Here is a 22,336-nt window from a genome sequence, read left to right as displayed (position 1 = left end):
TATCGGTCTTTCCGCCCCTTGCAACCACCCGAAACTTGCCTTGTTGCCGCCTGTTCCCAGATAAATACTGGATTGCGCCCCGGGAGATGCCAATGGCCGGCGAAAGGGTGAATCTGAGCGGAGCAAGGGAGACCTTGCTGATGACGCTTTATGGCAAGGCACTGGAAAGCCGGCTGCCGCATTCGCTGCTCGGGGATCGCTTCGCCGACGAGGCCGTGCGCAAGATCGACTATGATTTCTCGCGCCTCAAGGTCGACACCAATCTCGGCATCGGCCTGGCGATCCGGGCCAAGACGTATGATGTCCGCGTTCAGGACTTCATCGCCAGAAATCCCGGCGCCATCGTGCTGCATCTCGGCTGCGGGCTCGATACGCGCATTTTCCGTGTCGATCCACCCGAAGGCGTGGAGTGGTTCGATGTCGATTTTCCGGATGTCATCGCGCTCCGGCGCAAGCTTTACCCGTCCCGGGACCACTACCACCTCGTCGGCTCTTCGGTAACCGACCCAGACTGGCTGGCAGAAGTGCCGAGCAATCGTCCGGCCGTCGTGGTGATGGAGGGGTTGACGCCTTATCTCCCGGTAGAGGAGGGGCCACGGCTGCTGTCACGCCTTGTCGCGCATCTTGCCGGCGGCGAGCTGATGTTCGACGCCTACAGCCACTTCGGCCTGAAGATGCTGCGCCTCAATCCGACCATCAGGGCGACGGGCGCCGAGGTTCACTGGGCGATCGACGACCCGCAGGTACTGGAGCGTGCCGTTCCGAAGCTGCGCTTTGTCGACGATATCTCGGCCTACAGCGCGGAACGCACAGCGCATATGAGCTGGTCCGCAAAACTGTTCATCGGGCTCTGGAGACACATTCCCGCATTGCGCAAGGTCGGCAGGATTTTACGCTACCGGTTCTGACGCGCCGACTCTAACGCGTCCTGGCTTTTGTCAGAGCACGTGAAAATGCAGTGGCAAAACTCTCGCGGGAGTCAGGGTCCAGGAATGACCCGATCGGCACATTCTGTCCTTGTGCTTCCACCGTCATCCTGGTGATGCCGATCTCGGCATGGCGAGCGACGGAAAAGCGCGCCCAGAACGGGTTGAAGCGATGCGCTTCCGACTTTCCCGAGGGCGCCGTCTTGCGGATGTCGAGGCTGGTGCGCGACACCGACACTTCCTCGCGGGCACGGGCGGCACGATAGTTGGCGCGGAAGGCGATGTAGACGGCGATGACGTCGAGGCCGAAGAAGCCGAACACCGGCCAAGCGCCGCGCGACAGGAAAAACGCCCCGGTCACCACCCAGCCGAACAGCAGCGCGCCCATCAGCACGGCAAAGCCGGTGCGGCCCAGCGAGCGGTGCGGTGTCAGCAGCGCCTGGAAGAATGGCTCGTCGGCCTGAAACGAGGCGTTTGTGTCGCTCATCCCAGGATATTATAGGAGGGAAATGGCCAGCCCCAAGTCCAAAAATCTTTCCCTATCCAAAAGTGAACTGCCGCCCGGGCGGCGCGACGGCTCGAATGCCAAGCCGCGACCGCGGCCGGCGCGGCTCCGTTCGCTCTACAGCGCCGCCGAGGTGCATGAGATCTTCCGGCGGTTTTCGGTGCAGCGGCCCGAGCCGAAGGGCGAGCTCGAGCACGTCAACGCCTTCACGCTGCTGGTGGCCGTGGTGCTGTCGGCGCAGGCGACCGATGCCGGCGTCAACAAGGCGACGCGGGCGTTGTTCAAGGTCGCCGACACACCTGAAAAGATGCTGGCGCTGGGCGGAGCCAGGGTCGGCGAGTACATCCGCACCATCGGACTCTGGCGCAACAAGGCCAAGAATGTCGTGGCGCTCTCGGAGGCGCTGATACGCGATTACGGCGGCGAGGTGCCCAGCGAGCGCGATGAGTTGGTCAAGCTGCCGGGGGTCGGGCGCAAGACCGCCAATGTCGTGCTCAACATGGCGTTCGGCCAGCACACGATGGCGGTCGACACCCATATTTTCCGCATCGGCAACCGCCTCGGCCTGGCGCCAGGCAAGACGCCCGAACAGGTCGAGCAAGGGCTGCTGCGGATCATCCCGGACGAGTATATGCGCCATGCGCATCACTGGCTGATCCTGCATGGCCGCTATGTCTGCAAGGCGCGCAAGCCCGATTGCCCGGCCTGCGTCATTGCCGATCTCTGCAAGGCCGAGGTGAAGACAACCGACGTGCCGGCGCCGCTGGTGGAAATCGCGGCGCCCGGCGTCCCGACAACTAGCTTTCCTCCACGAACACCTCTTCGCGCTTCTTCTTGACCGACGGCAGGAAGACGACGACGAGCACGGCCAGTGCGACGAGCAGCAGGCCGGCGCTGATCGGCCGCGTCACGAAGGTCGAGGGGTCGCCGCGCGACAGGATCATGGCGCGGCGCAGGTTTTCCTCGAGCAGCGGGCCGAGCACGAAGCCGAGCAGCAGGGGTGCGGGTTCGCAGCGCAGCTTGGTCAGGATGTAGCCGAGCAGGCCGAAGAATGCGACCGCGTAGAGATCGAAGGCGTTGGTGTTGACGCTGTAAACGCCGATCGAGCAGAACGCCATGATGATCGGGAAGAGCACATAATAGGGGATCGTCAGCAGCTTCACCCACAGCCCGATCAGCGGCAGGTTCAGCACGATCAGCATCAGATTGCCGATCCACATCGAGGCGATGATGCCCCAGAACAGCGCCGGCTGCTCGATCGCGACATTGGGGCCGGGCACGATGCCCTGGATGATCATGGCGCCGATCATCAGCGCCATGACCGGATTGGCCGGAATGCCCAGCGTCAGCATCGGAATGAAGGAGGTCTGGGCGCCGGCATTGTTGGCCGATTCCGGTCCGGCGACGCCGGCGATGGCGCCCTTGCCGAACTCCTCCGGGTGTTTCGACACGCGCTTTTCGACCGTGTAGGAGGCAAAGGCCGCAAGCACCGCGCCGCCGCCGGGCAGGATGCCGAGCGCCGAACCAATGATCGTGCCGCGCACGATGGGCGCGGCCATCGCCTTGAAGTCGTCGCGGGTCGGCATCAGGCCGGAGACCTTTTTGATCATCACCGAGCGCTCGTGCTCGTTTTCGAGATTGCGCAGGATCTCGGCAACGCCGAAGACGCCGACCGCCACCGCGACGAAGTTCAGCCCGTCGGCATATTCGCGGATGCCGAGCGTGAAGCGCGGCGTGCCGGTGTAGATGTCGGTGCCGACAATGCCGAGCAGCAGGCCGAGCACGACCATCGCCAGCGCCTTGACGATCGAGCCGTGGGCGAGCGCGATGGACGAGACGAGGCCGACGATCATCAGCGAAAAATATTCGGCCGCGCCGAATTGCAGGGCTATTGCCGTCAGCGGCGGGGCAAAGACGGCGACGAGGAAGGTCGACACCGTGCCGGCGAAGAACGAGCCGATCGCGGCGATCGCCAGAGCCGCCCCGGCGCGACCGTTCCTGGCCATCTGGTAGCCGTCGATGGCGGTCACGGCCGAGGAGGATTCGCCGGGCATGTTGATGAGAATGGCGGTGGTCGAACCGCCATACTGGGCGCCGTAGTAGATGCCGGCCAGCATGATGAGGGACGAGACCGGGTCGCCGATCTGGAAGGTGATCGGCAACAGCATGGCGATGGTTGCGGTGGCGCCGATGCCGGGCAGGACGCCGATCAGCGTGCCGAGCAGGACGCCGATCAGGCAGAAACCGAGATTTGCCGGCGTGGTGGCCGTCGAAAAGCCGAGTTCGAGGTTCCTGAGGAGGTCCATCTCAGCGCCTCACAATGCCAGCCATTGGGGCAACCAGGGGCCGAAGCGCTGGAATGGCAGCCCGAGCGCGTAGCTGAAGACCAGCACCGAAAACAGCGTCAGGCCGGCCGACAGCAGAAGTGCCGTCAGCGGCTTCATGCGGGCGCTGGCAAAAGAGGCGATCAACGCCGTCAGGAAGATCGACGGGACGAAGCCGAGGCCGCGCACGGTCATGCCGAAAAAGATCGGCGCCGGCAGGATCAACAGCATGCCGCGCCACGCAATGGGGCCGATCGGCTCGCCCTCGACGCGCACCGCCTGGACGAGGATGATGGCGCCGAGCACGATCAGCACGATCGCCAGCACCAGCGGGAAATAGCCCGGTCCCATGCGAAAGGCGGTGCCGATTTCGAGGCCGAGCGATTGTATCGCGAAAAAGGCGCCGAAAAAGATGAACAGCGCGGCGCACAGGCCGTTTGTCCTGTCGATGGCGAAAGGTTTCATGGCGGTCCTCCCCTGACCCTTGCAACGGGCTTGCCGTTGCAAATGTGAAAACGGACGTCGAAGCGAAAACGGGGCGCCGGCAGCGCCCCGTTCAAGCCTCAGTCGGCGTATTGGCCGGCGGCTTCGATGATCGGCTTCCAGCGCGTGATCTCGCCTTCCAGCTTGGCCTTCAGCGCTGCCGGCGTCGCGTCGGCCTCGGACGACGGCTTGGTGCCGAGTTCGGCGAAGCGGGCGATGACGTTGGGGTCCTTCAGTGCGACCTGGAGCGATTTCGACAGTCGGCCGGTGATCTCGGCCGGCGTGCCCTTCGGCGCATAGAGGCCGTGCCAGATGCCGACCTGCACCGCGGGCAGGCCGGCTTCGATGGTCGTCGGCACGTCCTTCAGCACGTCGAGGCGTTCCGGCGTGGTGACGGCATAGGCCTTGATCGTGCCGCCCTGGATCTGCTTGGTGGTGTTGGTGGTCTGGTCGCACATAATGTCGACCTGGCCGCCGAGAAGGTCGGTCATGGCCGGGCCGGTGCCCTTGTAGGGCACGGTGACCAGCGGCGTGCCGATGGCGCTCATGAACAGCATGCCGCACAGATGCGAGGCAGCGCCGATGCCGGCGTTGGCGACGGTGATGGTGTCCTTGTTGGTCTTGGCGTATTCGACCAGCCCTTTCAGGTCGACCGGCTCAAGGTCCTTGCGGGCGACGATCGCCATCGGCACCTCGGTGACGAGGCCGACATACTCGAAGGCGTTCAGCGTGTCGTAGGCGAGTTTCCTGTAGAGGGTCGCGCTGGTCGCCATGCCGATGTGATGGAGGAGCAGCGTGTAGCCATCCGGGTCGGCGTTGGCGACGCGGCCGGCGCCCAGCGTGCCGCCGGCGCCGCCGACATTTTCGACGATGATCTGCTGGCCGAGATCCTTCGACATGGCTTCGGCGACGAGCCGCGTGACCGTGTCGGTCGGACCGCCGGCCGCAAACGGCACGACGACGGTGATGGTGCGCTCGGGATAGGTCTGTGCGCTGGCGGTGAACGAATAAAGCGTGACGGCCGCGGCGGCGGCCAGGGCGGCTACAATTTTCCTCATCGTAATTCTCCTCCCAGGATATCAATCTCCGATCGCTGTGCAGGTCAGGCAGCGAGGGTGCAACAAAGGCAAGCTAACAGATTGTCGCCTGACGCAAACTGCAAAATACAGTCGTGCGCAACCATGGCGATCAGTGGGGAGTATGCCCGGAGGAGATGGGTTTGGTGTTGGCGTTGCTTCAATAATCGTAGCCGCGCGCCATCGCCGCCGCGAAGATCGGGATCAGCAGGAAGATGAAGGCTTCGGCGCGCACATAGGTCTTCACCGAGGCGAGTTCCGCAACCGGCACCTGAAAGCCGGGATTTGCACTGGCTTGCCGGTTCCAGGAGATGAAGCGGATGGTCGGGATGATCGACAGCAGGCCAACGATGCCGAATGCCGCCATCTTGGTCCAAAACACCCAGTTGTAGACATAGAACTTCCAGCCCTTCAGGCCGTAGACGACGCGGCCGATGCCGACGATGATGATCGACATCGCGAGGATGCCGTAGTGGCGGTCGATGCCGGCAAGCCGCTTCAGCGTGGCGGCGGAGAGGTCGCCGCGGATCAGGACAAATTCGGCGCCAATGATGCCGGCCAGCGAGAACACCAGCAGATGATGGAAAATGGCAAGCACGAGATCGGTGGTGTCCATGGCGTTCTCCTCCCATTGGCGGTATCGAGACCGGCCCTTGCCGGACCGGTTGGGAAAGGTAGCATCGTTCGGCAGAATTCCCAGAGGGGGATCTGGGTTGGACCATCGGCGTCGCCATCCTGACAGCTGGGGTTTTCTGAAATGACCGGACTGAAGCGCGCCCTGTACCCGATGCCGGACGACATCCGCATCGCCCTGACCGAAAAAGGACTGACAGCGGCCTACGAGGCGCGGCCGGACTACCAGAAGAACGATTATCTCGGCTGGGTCGCCCGCGCCAAACGCAGCGACACCAGGCAGAAGCGGCTCGACCAGATGCTGGACGAATTGCGGCGCGGTGGGCTCTACATGAAGATGGTCTGGCACGGCTGAAAGTAAGCCGACGCTGTTCGCTTCGACCGCCTGGTCGCGCCAGGCCGTTCGGAAGCTTCCCTGGCTGAATGATGATCCGGCTTGGCCCTTGTCCGGGCGCGCTGGTTTGCTAAGCGCTGACCGTCAACGGAGGCAGAGTTTCATGGGCAGTCCAAAAACAGCCGGCGTCCCGGTTCTCGAAACGGAACGGACCATCATGCGGGCGCACCGGATCGAAGACTTCGACAACTATGCTGTCATGTGGGCCGACCCCGTCACCACCCGTTTCATCGGCGGCAAGCCGCGGACGCGGGAGGAAAGCTGGATGCGGTTCCTGCGGCATGCCGGCCTGTGGTCGCTGCTTGGCTACGGCTTCTGGGCGGTCGAGGACAAGGCCAGCGGTCGCTTCATCGGCGAGGCCGGATTCCACGATCTGAAGCGCGACATCGAGCCGTCGCTCGAGGGCATTCCGGAAGCCGGCTGGGCGCTGGCGCCGCAAGCGCATGGCAAGGGTCTTGCCAGCGAAGTCGTCAGAAGGGCCCTGGCCTGGGGCGACGAAACCTTTGCCGGCGCGAGAACCGTCTGCATCATCGATCCGGAAAACACCGGCTCGTTGAACGTCGCGGCAAAGTGCGGCTACACCAAGGTCCTGGAAACCACTTATCACGATGGGCCGACGATCCTGCTCGAACGGCGGGTGTGAAGCGCTTCATCGACGCAATTTCCACGTTCTGCTAGGGTTGGCTATTCTAATCTAGCTACGCAATTCCTGTGGGAAAACCGCTCACACTTTTCCTGGAATTGCTCTTTGGGGGAGCCGACCATGCGTGCGATCAATGCGATATTTCTGAAGCTTTTCTGGGCGGGGCTGCTGCTCCTGGCGGCCGTGCAACTGGCGGGCGCCGATGCGACGGTGCCGACCGCCGACATCGAGGGCGGTGCCGACAATCATCTGGCCAAGCGCTATGAGGGGTCGTTCATCGTCTCCTACGAAAAATTCGCCTATACCGATTTTACAGTGCCGCTGTCGCCGCTGAAGCCGAGCGCCGATCCGAATGCCCGTGACACGATGAACAACCGTGTGTTCGCGCCGGACAAGAAGGCCGAGGTCGAAGGCGCGCTGACCCGCATCGTCTATGTGCTGCCGGCCGAGCGCTCCCCGCTCGAAGTGCTGCGCAACTACCAGGATGTGATCGCGGCCGCCGGCGGCGAAGTCCTGTTCGAATGCAAGAAGGAAGAGTGCGGCGGCGCCGCCGACCGGTCGTCGAGCGGTGGCGGCGGCGACATGAGCCTGATGATGTATTTCTTCCATGAAAGCGACGTCAAGGACGCGGCCTTTTCCAATGGCGCCTGTGCGGTAACCACCGGTATCAACGACCAGCGCTTCTTCGCTGCCAAGGTGCCGCAGGATGGCGGCGACGCCTATGTCACGGTTCAGGCCTATTCGCTGATCGACGACCTCTACTGCAAGGAACTCAACGGCCGCACCATCGCCGTCGTTCAGGTGCTGGAGCCCAAGGCGCGCGACAAGAAGATGGTGGTGGTCGAAGCGGCCAAGATGGCGGAATCGCTGTCGGCCACCGGCTCCATCTCGCTCTACGGCATCTTCTTCGACACCGACAAGGCCGACATCAAGCCGGAATCGGAACCGACGCTGAAGGAGATCTCGACGCTTCTGACCAACGAGCCCGGCATGGCGGTGATCGTCGTCGGTCATACCGACAACCAGGGCGCCTTCGACTACAATATCGATCTGTCGTCGCGGCGGGCGCAGTCGGTAAAGGCGGCGCTGGTCTCGAAATACGGCATCGATGGCGGCCGGCTGACCGCCGCCGGCGCCGGCATGATGGCGCCTGTCGCCAGCAATGATGACGAAACCGGCCGCGCCAAGAACCGCCGCGTGGTGCTGGTCAAGGCGAACTGAGGCCGATCACGGTTTCAGCGCCGGCTAGGCGCGCTGCCTGCTCCAGCATCGAGGCATCCTCGCCGAAGGCGCGGGTGGCGCGAGCGGCGGCCTCCAGCAGGTCCGGTGTCATGCGGCGCAGGAACGCCGTATCGACGCGTGTCGACGGGCCGGCGAGCGTCAAGGCGCCGAGCAGAACGCGGCCCGGTCCGAACACCGGCACCGAGACGCCCGCCGTCTCAGGGTCGCGGTCGCCGATCGACAGATAGTGGCAGGCCTTGCGGATGGTCTCGTATGGTTCGCCCGGCTGGCCTGAAAACGCTGCCAGCACGCGGCCGCCCGAGCCGGTGAGCAACGGCAGCAGGTCGCCTTCCCGGATCGTGTAGCGGATAGGATGCTTGGATTCGACGCGGTAGAGACAGGTGCGGGCGTCGCCCGAGCGGACATAGAACGCCACGCTTTCCCAACTGCGTTCGGCAAGATCACGCATGATCGGCAGCAGGATGTCGACCGCCACGACCGAGCGCTGGTAAAGCGCGCCAAGCCGAAAGGTGGCGGGTCCGATGCGGTAGCGGCCATCGTCGAGCCGCTCCAGCAACTGCCCGCGCAGCAATGAGTTCGCCAGCCTCAAAATGGTGCTTTTGTAGAGCCCGGTGCGCGCCGCGATCTCGGCCAGGCTGAGCGAGCGGTCGGCGGTCGCGAACGCGTCGAGAATGGCGATCGCGCGGTCGAGCGCGGCAACACCATCGGCCGGCAACGGCTGGGATCGCGCTTCGGTCATCTCACGAACAGTTTCATTCCAGTTTACCTGCTCGGACAAAGGCCGGCCGAAGCGATTGTGCCGCACATCCATGGTTCTGTCTAGTAGAACAGCGTTCCTGTTGACAGAACGTACCGAAATCGGCATGAATTTTTGCCGAGCGGGTCTGTTTTCAGGCTACGTTTCTGGCAGGCACCGGAGGAGGTGTCGTGATTTGGAGGAATCCCATGCTGAACAGACGCAGATTTTTGATGAGCACCGCGGCCGCAGGCGCTGCCGGATTCGTTGCAACGCATTTGACGCCCGCCCTCGGTCAGGATGCACCGCAGATCCAGATCTTCGTGCCGGCCGCGCCCGGCGGCGGCTGGGACCAGACGGGGCGCACCATCGACCAGGTGCTGCGCAGTGAAAAACTGATCTCCGGCTCGCAGATCACCAATGTCGGCGGCGCCGGCGGTACTGTCGGCCTGCCGCAGTTCATCAGCCAGTGGAAGGGCAAGGGCAATTCGCTGATGGTGGCCGGCATGGTCATGGTCGGCGCCATCATCGCCAACAAATCGGCCAACAACCTCTCCGAAGTGACGCCCATCGCTCGCCTCACCGGCGAGTTCGAGGCGCTGGTGGTGCCGGCGGATTCGCCGTTCAAGACGGCCGGCGATTTCGTCGCCGCGCTCAAAGCGGATCCGACCAAGGTTCCGGTGGCCGGCGGCTCGGCCGGTGGCTCCGACCACATCCTGTTCGGGCTGATCGCCAAGACGGTCGGCGTTCCGGCAACCAACCTCTCCTATGTGCCTTTCGCCGGCGGCGGCGAGGCGCTGTCGGCGCTGCTCGGCAACCAGGTGGCGGCCGGCATTTCCGGCTTCGGCGAGTTCTCCGAGCAGGTCAAGGCGGGCGCGCTTCGGCTGTTGGCGATCTCCGCCGACAAGCGCCAGGACGGCATCGACGCACCGACGATGAAGGAAGCCGGCATCGACGTCGAACTGTTCAACTGGCGCGGCGTATTCGCACCGCCAGGCGTCTCCGACGCCGACAAGGCGGCGATGGTCACGATGATCGAGACCATGGCCAAGAGCGATGCCTGGGCAGCCGAATGCAAGAACCGCAACTGGACCCCCATCCTTCTGACCGGCGACGATTATGCGAAATTCCTCGTCGACGACACCGCCCGCATCACCGCGATCCTCAAGGATCTCGGCCTCGCCTGATGTCTTCAGGGGCGGCCACGGCCGCCCCTTCCGACATTAGCCTGCGGCATGGACATATCATGCGCTGGGAGTGAAACTGCGGATGCGGCCGGCGGGAGGATGCCGGCCATCTCGGGAGGACATCGATGAGCACCAGCGACCAGCAGCCGGCGCCCCCGCGCCTTGCCATGCCCGAATTGTTGATCGGCATCGGGCTTCTCGCCTGTGCCGCGGCCGTGGCGTGGCAGACCCTGGCGATCCCGGTTTCGCCGCTCTATTCCAAGGTCGGGCCGACCGTCTTCCCCTACATCACCATGACAGGCATGATCGTGCTTTCGCTGCTGCTCATCGTCGCCGCGTTGCGCGGCGGCTGGCAGCCGCAGGAGGAAAAGGAAACGCCGACCGACTGGAAGGCCATGGGCATCGTCGTTGCCGGCCTGGTCGCCAATCTGGTGCTGATCCAGCCGCTCGGCTTCACCGCCGCCTCGGTCATCATGTTCGTGCTCGTCTGTTATGGCTTCGGCAGCAAGCACACGCTGCGCGATGCGCTGACCGGCCTGATCCTGGCGCTTGCCGCCTATTTCGGCTTTGCCAGGGCGCTCGGCGTCAACATTGGCGCCGGCTTCATCGAAAACCAGCTGAACACGGTGATCGACGCGATCATCGCCACTGTGAGGGGCTGACGCCATGGAGACGCTCGGCCATCTCGCCCACGGATTTTCCGTCGCTTTCTCGCCGATGAACCTGCTGTGGTGCCTGGTCGGCACCACGCTCGGCACCGCCATCGGCGTGCTGCCCGGTCTCGGGCCGGCGCTGACCATCGCGCTGCTGCTGCCGATCACCTACCAGGTGGCGCCGGAGGCTTCCTTCATCCTGTTCGCCGGCATCTATTACGGCGCCATGTATGGCGGCTCGACGACCTCGATCCTGCTCAACACGCCGGGCGAAAGCGCCACCATCGTCACCGCGCTGGAAGGCAACAGGATGGCCCGCTCGGGTCGCGGCGGCGCGGCACTGGCGACCTCGGCGATCGGCTCCTTCGTCGCCGGCACCATCGGCACGATGGGCGTCGCCTTCCTGGCGCCGGTGGTGGTGAAGTTCGCGCTGGCCTTCGGGCCGGCCGAATATTTCTCGCTGATGGTGCTCGCCTTCATCACGGTTTCGGCGGTGCTCGGCTCGTCCTCCGTGCGCGGCCTCACCAGCCTGTTCATCGGTTTCGTCATCGGCATGATTGGCGTCGACCTGCAGACGGGACAGCCGCGCTTCACCTTCGGCATGAACGAACTGCTCGATGGCGTCGATGTCATCATTGCCGCGGTCGGCCTGTTTGCCGTCGGCGAGACGCTCTACATGGCCTCGCGCCGCTATGCCGGCAAGGACGAGATCGTGCCGCTCAAGGGCTCGCTCTACATGACCGCGGCCGAATGGGGGCGCTCGTGGAAGCCATGGCTGCGCGGCGCTTTCATCGGCTTCCCGATCGGCGCGATGCCTGCCGGAGGCGCCGAGATCCCGACCTTCCTGTCCTACGCCATCGAAAAGAAGCTGTCGAAGCACAAGGAGGAGTTCGGCACGGTCGGCGCCATCGAGGGCGTTGCCGGACCGGAAGCCGCCAACAATGCGTCTGCCGCCGGCGTGCTGGTGCCGATGCTCACCCTTGGCCTGCCGACCTCGGCGACCGCCGCAATCATGCTGTCGGCCTTCCAGAGCTACGGCATCAATCCGGGACCGCTGCTGTTGACGACGCAGGCCGATCTGGTCTGGGGCCTGATCGCCAGCCTGTTCATCGCCAACGTCATCCTGGTCGTTCTCAACCTGCCGCTGATCGGGCTGTGGGTACGGCTGTTGAAAATCCCGGCGCCGCAGCTCTATGCCGGCATCCTGGTGTTCGCCACCGTCGGCACCTACGGCATCTCGCAATCGCCGATCGACCTCGTCATCCTCTATCTCCTGGGGGCCGCCGGCTTCCTGATGCGGCGCTTCGATTTCCCGACCGCGCCGGTCATCATCGGCATGATCCTGGGGCCGCTTGCCGAAACGCAGTTCCGCCGGGCGATGACGATCTCGAACGGCGACTGGTCGGTGTTCTACACCCACAAGCTGTCGCTGGTGCTGCTGATCCTTGCCTTCATCGGGCTCGCCGGTCCGCATATCTGGGCCTTCATCGAGCATCGGCGCCGGCGCGGACCCGAGCATGTGCCGGGCGATGCCTGAGCGACCTGGAGCATCATGACCGATCTGCTTGCCGGCATCCGCATTCTCGACCTGACCAATGTGCTGGCGGGCCCTTATTGTGCCTACCAGCTGGCGCTGCTCGGCGCCGATGTCATCAAGGTCGAGACGCCGCAAGGCGGCGATCTGGCGCGCCAGCTCGGCGCCTCGCCGGCGCTCAACGAGGCGGGGATGGGCGCGTCGTTCCTGGCGCAGAATGCCGGCAAGCGATCGGTGGTGCTGGATCTCAAAAGCGAAGCCGACCGCGAACGCTTCCTCGATCTCGTCGCCTCGGCCGACGCGCTGGTCGAGAATTTTCGACCGGGCGTGATGGGGCGGCTGGGTCTCGGCTATGAGGTGCTGAAAGCGGTCCGCCCCGGTCTCGTCCATTGCGCCATATCCGGTTTCGGCCAGAGCGGGCCGATGCGCGACAATCCGGCCTACGACCAGATCATCCAGGGGCTGTCCGGTATCATGAGCATCACCGGCACGCCGGAGACAGCACCCTTGCGGGTCGGCTATCCCGTCGCCGACACGCTGGGCGGGCTGGTCGGGGCCTTCGCCATCGCCGCGGCGCTGGTCAAGCAGAAGACCTCGGGCGAGGGCGCGTTTCTCGATGTCTCGATGCTGGAATGCACGCTGTCGGCGCTGGGCTGGCCGGTGTCCAACTATCTGACCGCCGGTGTCGAGCCGCAGCCGATGGGCAATGAGAACATGACGGCTGCGCCCTCCGGCGCGTTTCGCACCGGCGACGGCCTGCTCAACATCGCCGCCAACAAGCAGGAGCAGTTCGTCACGCTTTGCCGGCTGATCGGCCAGCCGGAACTGGCCGACGATCCGCGCTTTGCCGAGCGCGAGACGCGCAAGCAGAACCGCGCCTCCTTGAAAGGGCTAATCGAGACAGCGCTTGCGAGCGCCTCGGCGGCTGCCTGGGAAGAAAAGTTCAACCGCGCCGGCGTTCCGGCGGGCCGGGTGCTGACGATCCCGCAGGTGCTTGGCGAGCGCCAGGTGGTCGAGCGCGACATGACCACGCGTTTCCAGGGTCTGCCCGGCATGGCGCAGCCGCTGACCGTGGTGCGCGGCGGCTTCATGGTCGATGGCGCGGCACCCTTGCCGGTCCTGCCGCCGCCTGTGCTGGGCGAGCATATGGACGAGGTTTTTTCCACCCTGCCGCCGCGCGCCAGGAGAAGCGCGTGAGCGAGAGAAAAACCGGCCGCGAACGCGGCGAGGAATGGTGGCAGACCGGCATCATCGAGATGAGCCCCGGCATCATCCGGCTGCGCGGCTATGAAATCCAGGAGCTGATCGGCCGCGTCAGCTTTCCGGCCACGATCTGGCTGATGCTGCGCGGCGAATTGCCGAGCGAGGAGCAGGCGGCGCTGCTCGGCATTGCGCTGGGGGCGGCCGTCGACCACGGGCCGCAGGCGCCGTCGATCGCCATTGCCCGCATGGCCATCACCTGCGGCGTCGGCATCAACAGCGCCATGGCGTCCGCCGTCAACGTGCTGGGTGACGTGCATGGCGGCGCCGGCGAACAGGCGCTGTCCTTCTATGGCGACATTGCCGTGGCACTTGACCAGGGTGTTGCGCTGGACCAAGCCGTAGCCGCACGGCTCGACCGTTTCTTCGCCGAGGAAAAAGGCTATGTGCCGGGCTTCGGCCATCGCTTCCACCCGGTCGATCCGCGCGCGCCGCGCCTGATCGCAGTTACGCGCGAATTTGCCGCGCGCGGCGTCGTCAGCGGACGCTTTGCCGACATCGCCGAGGCCGTCGAGGCGGAGGTCGCGCGCCGCAAGGGGAAGAAAATACCGCTCAACATCGACGGCGCCACCGCCGTCATCTATGGCGAGCTCGGCTTTCCGCCGCCGTTGACGCGCGGCCTGTTCGTGCTCTCGCGCTCGGTCGGCATCCTGGCGCATGCATGGGAACAGTCGCAGCAAAGCGAGCGCAACAAAGGGCCGCTGCCGCGCGAATGGCTGTGGGCCTATACGGGCACGCCGCTGCGGCCATTTCCAGGGGACCAGGGTCCCGCTGAAGGGGACGAGGGCAAGTGAGGTTGGTCAGGTCGGGTCTGGCACCGCAGGCTGAGGCGGCGCCAGGTTGGCCATCAGCGTCGAGAGATCCGGCTCATCGATGAGCAACGCCGCGTCCTGCGGCTTGAGCCAGGCCCGCTGGCGGCTCTTGGCCTCCTGCCAGTTGGCCAGTTCCTCGGAAACCTCCAACAGATACACGACGACGTCGACACGCACGAAATTGTGCTCCAGCCGTTTCCAGTAGGAATAGCTGCCGGCCGGCGCCTTGCGGGTCTTGCCGAGCACGCCGGCTTCTTCGCGCGCCTCGATGGTGGCGGCCTTGCGCCCGCTCTTTCCTTTCATCGGCCAGCCCTTGGGCACGATAAAGCGCTTCGTCGCTCGCGACGTCACCAGCATCACTTCGAAATTGCCTGAAACGTCCAGGCGAAAGGGAATGGCGGCGACCTGGCGAATGTGTTCGCCTCGCCTTGCCTTGCGTACCGCCTTTTTCTTAGTCGTCGCCATGTGCTGAAATCCGGTGGGCGGGCGCACAGCCGCACGCCGCCTGCAAACCCCTGATATGCCCGCGAGGCAATGAGCATCTTTAGTAAATAAGTCGACTAAGTAAATCGCAGGCGACCGATATCAACGGCAAACACGCACAATCTGGTTGTTGACGATCTGAATCGGACAAGCTTGCCGGACGACGGGCACTTCGGGGCGCGGCTGCGGCACGATCCGACGGTCCTGCTCGCGATATTGCTGCTGCTGTTGCTGGAACTGCTGCCGCTGCAGGCTGTTGCGCAATTGCTGCAGCTGGTTCTGCTGGATCAGCCGGTTGGCGCTGGGATTGACGGACTGAGCCGCAGCAGATTGCATGATGCCGGCGAGCGTTGCCGCCGCCAGCATTGCCGACATGAGAACTGTCGATAGGCGAAGCGTCGACATCAGTTCATTCCCGTACAGATATAACCTCCTCTCTATATAGGGCGTTCGTCTCGATCTGCCATGGGCAGGTCTGCCATTGGCCGATCTGCCACGGGTAGGCGAAATCCCTGAGGATGCGGCCTGCCGCACTTGACAGAAAAGATCGATTGACCGCTCTATCGGGCGCGGATCTCGGGCTCAATCGCGGCTGACTCGAGGCACAATCGGGAGCATATCGATGAAAAGCAGGCAAGTATATTTCGCGGCGCTACTGGGCAGCATCTGTATTCTTGGCCCGGTGGCAGTCGCGGCGCAAACCAAGACCGACAAGGCGGCGCCTGCCGCCGCAGCGCCCGCCCCTGCTGCCGGCCCGACATTGCCTGGCGGCGCCTCGGCGCTGTCCGAGACACATGGCGACTGGACGGTCAATTGCCAGGTAACCGGCACGGCCAAGGTTTGCAGCCTGTCGCATCAGCAGTTCAACAAGCAGTCCAACCAGCGCCTGCTGGCGATCGAGCTGTCGAGCAAGAGCGGCGAGGATGCCGCCGGAACGCTGGCGCTGCCGTTCGGCCTGGCGCTCGCCAAAGGAGTCAGCCTGACCATCGACGACCAGAAGCTGGAAGGCAGCTTGCCGTTCAACACCTGCCAGGCCGTCGGCTGCCTGGTGCCGGTGGCGTTCGATGCCAGCGTGACGCCGCTGCTCAAGGCAGCCACCACGCTGAAGATCGACGCCTTCGCGGCCGACACCGGTCAAGCGGTGAGTTTCACCATCCCGCTCAACGGCTTCGGCGGCGCACTGGCACGGACGGCGGAATTGTCGGTCGACTGAGCAGCGAGCGCGCGGTCACTCAACCTCGCGTAGCCGGTACCCCACCCCGGTTTCGGTGGTGATGTAGCGCGGCTGGTCGGGCGACTTTTCGATCTTCTGCCGGAGCTGGCGGACATAGACCCTGAGATACTGCACGTCGGTCGAATCGCCCCACACCTGCTTCAGAAGGAAATGGTGGGTCAGCACCTTGCCGGCATGCTGCACCATAATACGCAATATGTCGTATTCCTTGGGGGAGAGCTTTATCTCCTTGCCTTCGACCTTGACGATGCGCTTGACCAGGTCGACGCTGAGATCGCCGGTGTGGAACACCGGCTTTTCGCCATGCTGCTGGAATTTGTGGCGCAGCGCGACGCGGATGCGGGCGACCAGCTCGTTCATGCCGAACGGCTTGGTGATGTAGTCGTCAGCGCCGAGTTCGAGCGCCGCGACGATGCCGGCTTCATCGGTGCGGCTGGACAGGATGACCACGGGCACGTCGAGGCCGTCGTCGCGCCATTTGCGCAGGAGATCGAGGCCACCCATGCCGGGCAGGCCGAGGTCGAGCAGGATCAGATCCGGCTTTTGTGCATCGACGAGTTCGATCGCAGCGTTGGCGTTGGGCGCTTCGCTGACCGCATAACCCTGGCTGCCGAGGCCGACGCGCAGCAGTTTGCGGATCGGCGGCTCGTCGTCGACGACCAGTATGCTGACGTTGGAATTTGTCATGCCGGATCACCAGAGTTTTGCCCGTCCGCGTTCCGTTCGTCCAGGCCGGGCGATCGTGCCGGCTTCGGCATGCGGATGGTGAAGACCGCGCCTTGGCGATCGCTGCGGTTCGCCGCCATGATCGTGCCGCCCATCGCCTCGATGAAGCCCCGGCAGATCGACAGGCCGAGCCCGGTGCCGGCCTGGACCTGATCGCGCTTGCGCACCCGGTAAAAGCTGTCGAAGACGCGCTCCAGGTCGGCGGGCGGAATGCCCGGTCCCTCATCCATGATCTGCAGCACGACGGAGCCATTGTCGGCCCAGCCCTGCAGCCGGATTGTCGATCCCGGTGGCGCGTATTTCGCGGCATTGTCGAACAGATTGAACAGCACCTGCTCGAACAGCACCGGATCGAGCTTCAGCATCGGCAGGTCGGCCGGAATATCAACCTCGGTCTTGTGCCCGGCAGTGATCTTGCGTGCCCGCTGCAAGGCCGAGCCCACGACATCGCCGACATAGTGCAGGGCGAAATTCGGTTCCATGGCGCCCGATTCAATCTTGGTCATGTCGAGCAGATTGGCGATGAAGCGGTTCAGCCGTTCGGACTCGTCGAGCACGGTGGTCAGCAGCTCGGCCCGATCGTTCTCGGGCAGTGCCGGCGCAAATTCCCTGAGCGTGCCGGCCGCGCCCATGATGGCCGCGAGCGGCGTCTTCAGATCATGCGAGATCGACGTCAGCAGTGCCGAGCGCAAGCGGTCGGCCTCGGCCGCCAGCCTCGCGCGATCGACATCGGCGACCAACTGGATGCGCTCGATGGCAACCGCCGCCTGATCGGCCAGCGCGTCGAGCAGGCGCTGTTGCTCGGGCGTCAACAGCGGCCCCTGCTTGTCATTGTCGAGGCCGACGACGCCGACGGCCGCGCGTGCGGTGCGCAAGGGGAGGTAGAGGCGTTTTGCCCCGGGCAGGGTATCGGCGCCACGGCCGGCAGCCCGGTTGTGTTCCCAAGCCCAGCGTGCAGCCGCTATGTCGGCCTCGGCCAGCGTGTCATCGGGGGGATAACCGGCCTTGACGGTGATCGTGCCTTCTTCCGGCAAAAGCAGCACCACGCGCAGCTTCAGCATCGAGGCGATCTGGAAGGCTGTGGCCCACAAAACGTCGTCGAGCGTGCCGGCGCCGGCGAGCTTCTTTGAAAAGAGGTAGATGTCCTCGGTGGCCCGGGCGCGTGAACGGGCGGCGGCTGCCTGACGCTGCACACGCGCCGTCAGATTGCTGGCGATGACGGCAACGACGAGGAAGACGGCGAAGGCAACGATGCTCTCCGGATCGCGGATCGTCATCGTGTAGCGCGGCTCGAGAAAGAAGAAGTTGAAGGCAATGGCGCTGAGGAAACAGGCGTACAGCGCCGGCCACAGGCCAAAGGTCACTGCCGATGTCAGCACCGCCAGCAGCAGCACGCTGGCAAGGTTGCGAACGTCGAGGAACTGATCGAGGACGGCGCTGACGGCAAGCGCGCCGGCGACATAGACGGTCGAGAAAAGATAAGGCCAGATTTGAAATGGCGTCTGCTCGGCCGCCGCCTTGACCCTCGACGTGGCCTCGTTGTCGCGCTCCGTTCCTGAAATGACATGGACGCTGATATCGCCGGCATTGCGGATCAGATCGTAGGTGAGCGAACCCTCGATCAGTTCGCGCCAGCGCGAGCGGGTCGGCCTGCCGACGACGATATGGGTGAAGTTGTTGGCCATGGCGTGGCGGACGATGTCCTGGGCGACGTTCTGGCCCGGAATGGTCGTCACCTCGGCGCCGAGCTGCTCGGCCAGGCGCAACAGTGTGGCCAGCCGGTCCTTGTCTTCCTCCGACATGGCGGCCGAACGCGGCGTGTCGACATGCAGCGCCGTCCACGGTGCGCGCAGCCGGTCGGCCAGCCGGCGCGCATAGCGGACACGAGACGCTCCGCCCGGACGCGCATCGACGCAGACGAGCACCCTTTCGCCCGCCGCCCAAGGGCCGGGAATCGCGTGCGACTGCATGTGGTTGAGCAACTGCTCGTCGACGCGCTGGGCGGTGCGGCGCAGCGCCAATTCCCGAAGCGCGGTCAGATTGCCCGGCGAGAAATAGTTTTCGACTGCGCGCTGGGCAGTGTTGGGGAAATAGACCTTGCCCTCTTTCAGCCGCTTGATCAGGTCGTCGGGCGTGAGGTCGATGATCTCGATGTCATCGGCCTGGTCGATGATGGAGTCCGGGACCGTTTCGCGCACCCTGACCCGGGTGATCTGCGCCACCACGTCATTCAGGCTCTCGACATGCTGGATGTTGAGCGTGGTGTAGACATCGATGCCGCGCGTCAGGATTTCCTGGACGTCGAGATAGCGCTTGGGGTGGCGGCTGCCTGGCGCATTGGTGTGGGCGAGTTCGTCGACGAGCACCAGCGCCGGCCGGCGGGCGAGAATGGCATCGATGTCCATCTCGTCCAGCACGCGGCCTCTGTAGTCGACCTTCTGGCGCGGGATGACCTCGTAGCCTTGGACCAGCGCCAGGGTTTCCTTGCGGCCGTGGGTTTCGACGATGCCGATGACCACGTCGATGCCGTCGGCAAGCATGGCGCGGCCGGCCATCAGCATTTCGTAGGTCTTGCCGACACCGGGTGCAGCACCCAGAAATATCCGCAGGCGGCCGCGCTCTTCCCGTTCCGCATGCTCGAGCAGCGCGTCCGGAGAGGGTCTGGTATAGTTGCTTCTGGCGTCCGGCATCAGGCTCGATCATGAACGGCGCCGAGGATCGTGTCGATCCCTGGCCCCTGGCTTCAGAGATTGTCTCTCACTGCTTGGTATCGTCCAGTGCCAGGTTGAGCGCCAGCACATTGACGACCGGCTCGCCGAGGAAGCCGAGTTCGCGGCCTTCGACATGGCTGTCGACAAGCGCCTTGACCTTGGCTTCGTCGAAGCCCCTGGCCTTGGCCACCCGAGCGACCTGGAAATAGGCGGCGTCCGGGCTGATGGCGGGGTCGAGGCCGCTGCCGGACGTCGTCACCAGATCCATCGGCACCGGCTGGTTCGGGTTCTCCGCCTTCAGCTTTTCGGCGTCGGCCTTGATGCGGTCGATCAGCTTGGGGTTGGTTGGACCGAGATTGGAGCCGCTGGACGCTGCGGCGTTGTATCCGTCGCCGGCAGCCGAGGGGCGGCCATGGAAATACTTGTCGTCGGCAAAGCCCTGGCCGATCAGTTCGGAGCCGATGACCGTGCCGTTTTTCTCGATCAAGCTGCCATTGGCCTGGTGCGGAAACAGCGCCTGGGCGATGCCGGTCATGCCCAGGGGATAGATCAGGCCGGTCAAAACGGTGAAAAAGACGATCATGATAACAGCGGGTCTTATCTGAGTGAGCATGGACGTATTTCCTTAAGCGAGGCCGAGGCCGGTGACGATCATGTCGATCGCCTTGATGCCGACGAAGGGAACGATGATGCCGCCGAGGCCGTAGACCAGCAGGTTGCGGCTGAGCAGCGCGCCGGCGCCGATGGCGCGGTATTTGACGCCTTTAAGCGACAGCGGGATCAGAGCGATGATGATCAGCGCGTTGAAGATGATGGCCGACAGGATGGCGCTCTGCGGCGTCGCCAGATGCATGATGTTGAGCGCTTGCAGGGGGCCGATTGTATGTCCCGGCGCAACGTAGAAGACGGCAAACATGGCCGGGATGATGGCGAAGTATTTGGCGACGTCGTTGGCGATCGAGAAGGTCGTCAGCGAGCCGCGCGTCATCAGCAGCGCCTTGCCGATCTCGACGATCTCGATCAGCTTGGTCGGGTCACTATCGAGGTCGATCATGTTGCCGGCCTCGCGGGCGGCAACCGTGCCGGTGTTCATGGCGACGCCGACATCGGCCTGCGCCAAGGCCGGCGCGTCGTTGGTGCCGTCACCGCACATGGCGACCAGCTTGCCCTTGGCCTGTTCGTCGCGGATCAGCTTCAGCTTGTCCTCGGGCGTGGCCTGGGCGAGGAAATCGTCGACGCCGGCTTCGGCTGCGATCGCCGCCGCAGTCATCGGATTGTCGCCGGTGATCATCACGGTGCGGATGCCCATTTTGCGCAGTTCGGCAAAGCGCTCGCGGATACCACCCTTGACGATGTCCTTGAGGTGGACGACGCCGAGCAGGCGGCCGTCACGCTCGACGGCCAGCGGCGTGCCGCCCGACTTGGCGATCTCGTCGGCGATCGCCTGGAGATCCTTGACGGTGTCGCTGCCGGGGCGCGTGCCGTGAGTGGCCGATGACGACTGGCTGACATAGGCGAGAACCGAATCGACGGCGCCCTTGCGCACCGACGAGCCATCGATGTCGACGCCGCTCATCCGGGTCTGCGCGGTGAAGGGCACGAAGCTGGCATGCAAGGTTGCCATGTCACGGGCGCGGATGGCGTATTTCTCCTTGGCCAGCACGACGATCGAGCGTCCCTCAGGCGTCTCGTCGGCGAGCGAGGCGAGCTGCGCGGCATCGGCCAGTTCCTGTTCGGTGACGCCCTTGACCGGGCGGAATTCGGTGGCCTGGCGGTTGCCGAGCGTGATGGTGCCGGTCTTGTCGAGCAAAAGCGTATCGACGTCGCCCGCCGCTTCGACGGCACGGCCGGACATGGCCAGCACGTTGAAGCGCACCAGGCGGTCCATGCCGGCAATGCCGATGGCCGACAGCAGGGCGCCGATGGTGGTCGGGATCAAGGTGACGAACAGCGCGACCAGCACCGTCACCGGGATATAGCCGCCGGAATAGGAGGCAAAGCTCGGGATCGTGGCGGTGGCCAGCACGAAGATCAGCGTCATGCCGACGAGCAGGATGTTGAGCGCGATCTCGTTGGGCGTCTTCTGGCGCGAGGCACCCTCGACCAGCGAGATCATGCGGTCGAGGAAGGTGTGGCCGGAGGCGGCTGATATGCGCACGCGAATCCAGTCGGACAGAACCTGCGTGCCGCCGGTGACCGCCGAACGGTCGCCGCCGGATTCGCGAATGACGGGTGCGGACTCGCCGGTGATTGCCGCCTCGTTGACCGAGGCCACGCCTTCGATCACTTCACCGTCGGACGGGATGATGTCGCCGGCTTCGACCAGCACGATGTCGCCAACCTTCAGGCTGGTGCCGGGCACCAGCTTGAACCTGGAGCGGTCTTCGCCGGCAAGCAGCTTGGCCTGGGTTTCGGTGCGCGCCTTGCGCAGCGAATCGGCCTGCGCCTTGCCGCGGCCTTCGGCGACGGCCTCGGCGAAGTTGGCGAACAGCACGGTGAACCACAGCCAGATGATGATCTGCAGCGTAAAGCCGAAATCGCCGCCGCCGGTGGCGAGATCCTTGACGAACAGGACCGTGGTAAGAAGCGAGACGATGGCGACGACGAACATCACCGGGTTCCTGACCAGCGTGCGGGGGTCGAGTTTCCTGAAGGCGCCGCCGATGGCCGGCCACAGGATGCGGGCATCCATGATGCTCGCGGATTTGGACTGGCTCATTTGGTGGCTCCAGTATCTGAACTGTTGGCCGGCACCGACCGATCGGATGCCGAAA

Annotated in this window: 23 protein-coding genes; 11 read left to right on the top strand and 12 right to left on the bottom strand. The window is 64.5% G+C overall.

Annotation, left to right across the window (positions count from 1 at the left end):
- The first annotated feature begins 92 nt into the window (after positions 1 to 92).
- On the top strand, positions 93 to 908 hold the full coding sequence (locus AC3EML_RS30115; RefSeq protein WP_023737543.1) for a class I SAM-dependent methyltransferase: 816 nt from the start codon (positions 93 to 95) through the stop codon (positions 906 to 908).
- A gap of 10 nt (positions 909 to 918) precedes the next feature.
- On the opposite strand, the gene AC3EML_RS30110 is transcribed toward AC3EML_RS30115, so the two are convergent.
- On the bottom strand, positions 919 to 1,413 hold the full coding sequence (locus AC3EML_RS30110) for a DUF2244 domain-containing protein (protein WP_023669732.1): 495 nt from the start codon (positions 1,411 to 1,413) through the stop codon (positions 919 to 921).
- Positions 1,414 to 1,435: 22 nt separating this feature from the next.
- Between AC3EML_RS30110 and nth the strand changes: the two genes are divergently transcribed.
- Positions 1,436 to 2,269 (top strand): endonuclease III, encoded by an 834-nt coding sequence (gene nth, locus AC3EML_RS30105; RefSeq protein ID WP_023683078.1) that lies wholly within the window; start codon positions 1,436 to 1,438, stop codon positions 2,267 to 2,269.
- Here the strand turns inward: nth and AC3EML_RS30100 are convergent.
- The 4 genes from AC3EML_RS30100 to AC3EML_RS30085 all read right to left on the bottom strand — a co-directional run bounded on the left by AC3EML_RS30100 (position 2,229) and on the right by AC3EML_RS30085 (position 5,930).
- Positions 2,229 to 3,737, bottom strand: a complete 1,509-nt coding sequence (locus tag AC3EML_RS30100) for a tripartite tricarboxylate transporter permease (RefSeq protein WP_023683079.1) — start codon at positions 3,735 to 3,737, stop codon at positions 2,229 to 2,231. The genes nth and AC3EML_RS30100 overlap by 41 nt on opposite strands.
- 9 nt (positions 3,738 to 3,746) lie before the next feature.
- Positions 3,747 to 4,220 carry a tripartite tricarboxylate transporter TctB family protein gene (locus tag AC3EML_RS30095; RefSeq protein WP_023740843.1) on the bottom strand — a complete coding sequence of 158 codons (474 nt, stop codon included), beginning with the start codon at positions 4,218 to 4,220 and terminating at the stop codon, positions 3,747 to 3,749.
- Positions 4,221 to 4,318: 98 nt separating this feature from the next.
- Positions 4,319 to 5,296: a tripartite tricarboxylate transporter substrate-binding protein gene (locus AC3EML_RS30090; RefSeq protein ID WP_023744097.1), complete on the bottom strand. Its 978-nt coding sequence runs from the start codon at positions 5,294 to 5,296 to the stop codon at positions 4,319 to 4,321.
- Positions 5,297 to 5,474: 178 nt separating this feature from the next.
- On the bottom strand, positions 5,475 to 5,930 hold the full coding sequence (locus AC3EML_RS30085; protein WP_352521578.1) for a DUF2214 family protein: 456 nt from the start codon (positions 5,928 to 5,930) through the stop codon (positions 5,475 to 5,477).
- 141 nt (positions 5,931 to 6,071) lie between these two features.
- On the opposite strand from AC3EML_RS30085, the gene AC3EML_RS30080 reads away from it, so the two are divergent.
- The 3 genes from AC3EML_RS30080 (at position 6,072) to AC3EML_RS30070 (ending at position 8,205) form a co-directional block, all read left to right on the top strand.
- Entirely contained in the window at positions 6,072 to 6,302 is a 231-nt protein-coding gene (locus AC3EML_RS30080; protein ID WP_023669726.1) for a YdeI/OmpD-associated family protein, read from the top strand.
- 142 nt (positions 6,303 to 6,444) lie between these two features.
- The gene (locus tag AC3EML_RS30075; protein WP_023726468.1) at positions 6,445 to 6,984 is read left to right on the top strand and encodes a GNAT family N-acetyltransferase; all 540 of its coding nucleotides are present in this window, start codon (positions 6,445 to 6,447) and stop codon (positions 6,982 to 6,984) included.
- 120 nt (positions 6,985 to 7,104) lie between these two features.
- The gene (locus AC3EML_RS30070) at positions 7,105 to 8,205 is read left to right on the top strand and encodes an OmpA family protein (protein ID WP_352521577.1); all 1,101 of its coding nucleotides are present in this window, start codon (positions 7,105 to 7,107) and stop codon (positions 8,203 to 8,205) included.
- On the opposite strand, the gene AC3EML_RS30065 is transcribed toward AC3EML_RS30070, so the two are convergent.
- On the bottom strand, positions 8,192 to 8,965 hold the full coding sequence (locus AC3EML_RS30065; RefSeq protein ID WP_023683085.1) for an IclR family transcriptional regulator: 774 nt from the start codon (positions 8,963 to 8,965) through the stop codon (positions 8,192 to 8,194). The two genes, AC3EML_RS30070 and AC3EML_RS30065, sit on opposite strands and share 14 nt — an antisense overlap.
- Positions 8,966 to 9,171: 206 nt before the next feature.
- Between AC3EML_RS30065 and AC3EML_RS30060 the strand changes: the two genes are divergently transcribed.
- The 5 genes from AC3EML_RS30060 to AC3EML_RS30040 all read left to right on the top strand — a co-directional run bounded on the left by AC3EML_RS30060 (position 9,172) and on the right by AC3EML_RS30040 (position 14,390).
- Positions 9,172 to 10,149, top strand: a complete 978-nt coding sequence (locus AC3EML_RS30060) for a Bug family tripartite tricarboxylate transporter substrate binding protein (RefSeq protein ID WP_023726470.1) — start codon at positions 9,172 to 9,174, stop codon at positions 10,147 to 10,149.
- A gap of 125 nt (positions 10,150 to 10,274) precedes the next feature.
- Complete coding sequence (locus AC3EML_RS30055; RefSeq protein WP_023700086.1) at positions 10,275 to 10,811, top strand: tripartite tricarboxylate transporter TctB family protein; 537 nt, start codon at positions 10,275 to 10,277, stop codon at positions 10,809 to 10,811.
- 4 nt (positions 10,812 to 10,815) lie between these two features.
- A complete protein-coding gene (locus AC3EML_RS30050) occupies positions 10,816 to 12,339 on the top strand; it encodes a tripartite tricarboxylate transporter permease (RefSeq protein WP_023686551.1) in 1,524 nt (507 codons plus the stop codon).
- Between the two features lie 15 nt (positions 12,340 to 12,354).
- Entirely contained in the window at positions 12,355 to 13,533 is a 1,179-nt protein-coding gene (locus AC3EML_RS30045; RefSeq protein WP_352521576.1) for a CaiB/BaiF CoA transferase family protein, read from the top strand.
- Positions 13,530 to 14,390, top strand: a complete 861-nt coding sequence (locus AC3EML_RS30040) for a citryl-CoA lyase (protein WP_032905047.1) — start codon at positions 13,530 to 13,532, stop codon at positions 14,388 to 14,390. Before AC3EML_RS30045 ends, AC3EML_RS30040 begins: the two co-directional genes overlap by 4 nt.
- Positions 14,391 to 14,396: 6 nt before the next feature.
- On the opposite strand, the gene AC3EML_RS30035 is transcribed toward AC3EML_RS30040, so the two are convergent.
- Both AC3EML_RS30035 and AC3EML_RS30030 read right to left on the bottom strand, forming a co-directional pair.
- A complete protein-coding gene (locus tag AC3EML_RS30035) occupies positions 14,397 to 14,873 on the bottom strand; it encodes an NUDIX hydrolase (protein ID WP_023700082.1) in 477 nt (158 codons plus the stop codon).
- A gap of 120 nt (positions 14,874 to 14,993) precedes the next feature.
- Positions 14,994 to 15,266: a hypothetical protein gene (locus tag AC3EML_RS30030; RefSeq protein WP_023669716.1), complete on the bottom strand. Its 273-nt coding sequence runs from the start codon at positions 15,264 to 15,266 to the stop codon at positions 14,994 to 14,996.
- 247 nt (positions 15,267 to 15,513) lie between these two features.
- Between AC3EML_RS30030 and AC3EML_RS30025 the strand changes: the two genes are divergently transcribed.
- Positions 15,514 to 16,104, top strand: coding sequence for an invasion associated locus B family protein (locus tag AC3EML_RS30025; RefSeq protein WP_031243995.1), 591 nt, complete (start codon positions 15,514 to 15,516; stop codon positions 16,102 to 16,104).
- A 15-nt stretch (positions 16,105 to 16,119) separates the two neighbouring features.
- On the opposite strand, the gene AC3EML_RS30020 is transcribed toward AC3EML_RS30025, so the two are convergent.
- The 4 genes from AC3EML_RS30020 to kdpB form a co-directional block, all read right to left on the bottom strand.
- Positions 16,120 to 16,812 (bottom strand): response regulator transcription factor, encoded by a 693-nt coding sequence (locus tag AC3EML_RS30020; protein ID WP_023683092.1) that lies wholly within the window; start codon positions 16,810 to 16,812, stop codon positions 16,120 to 16,122.
- The gene (locus AC3EML_RS30015) at positions 16,809 to 19,541 is read right to left on the bottom strand and encodes a DUF4118 domain-containing protein (RefSeq protein ID WP_352521575.1); all 2,733 of its coding nucleotides are present in this window, start codon (positions 19,539 to 19,541) and stop codon (positions 16,809 to 16,811) included. The genes AC3EML_RS30020 and AC3EML_RS30015 overlap by 4 nt, the downstream gene beginning before the upstream one ends.
- A 67-nt stretch (positions 19,542 to 19,608) precedes the next feature.
- Positions 19,609 to 20,175 carry a potassium-transporting ATPase subunit KdpC gene (kdpC, locus tag AC3EML_RS30010; protein WP_023686547.1) on the bottom strand — a complete coding sequence of 189 codons (567 nt, stop codon included), beginning with the start codon at positions 20,173 to 20,175 and terminating at the stop codon, positions 19,609 to 19,611.
- 12 nt (positions 20,176 to 20,187) lie between these two features.
- Positions 20,188 to 22,281, bottom strand: coding sequence for a potassium-transporting ATPase subunit KdpB (gene kdpB, locus AC3EML_RS30005; RefSeq protein WP_023699135.1), 2,094 nt, complete (start codon positions 22,279 to 22,281; stop codon positions 20,188 to 20,190).
- Positions 22,282 to 22,336: the final 55 nt, after the last annotated feature.

Source organism: Mesorhizobium sp. P170090 (assembly GCF_057786115.1).
The sequence above is the reverse complement of the archived record's forward strand: the minus strand, read 5'-3'. Positions and strand labels throughout refer to the sequence as shown.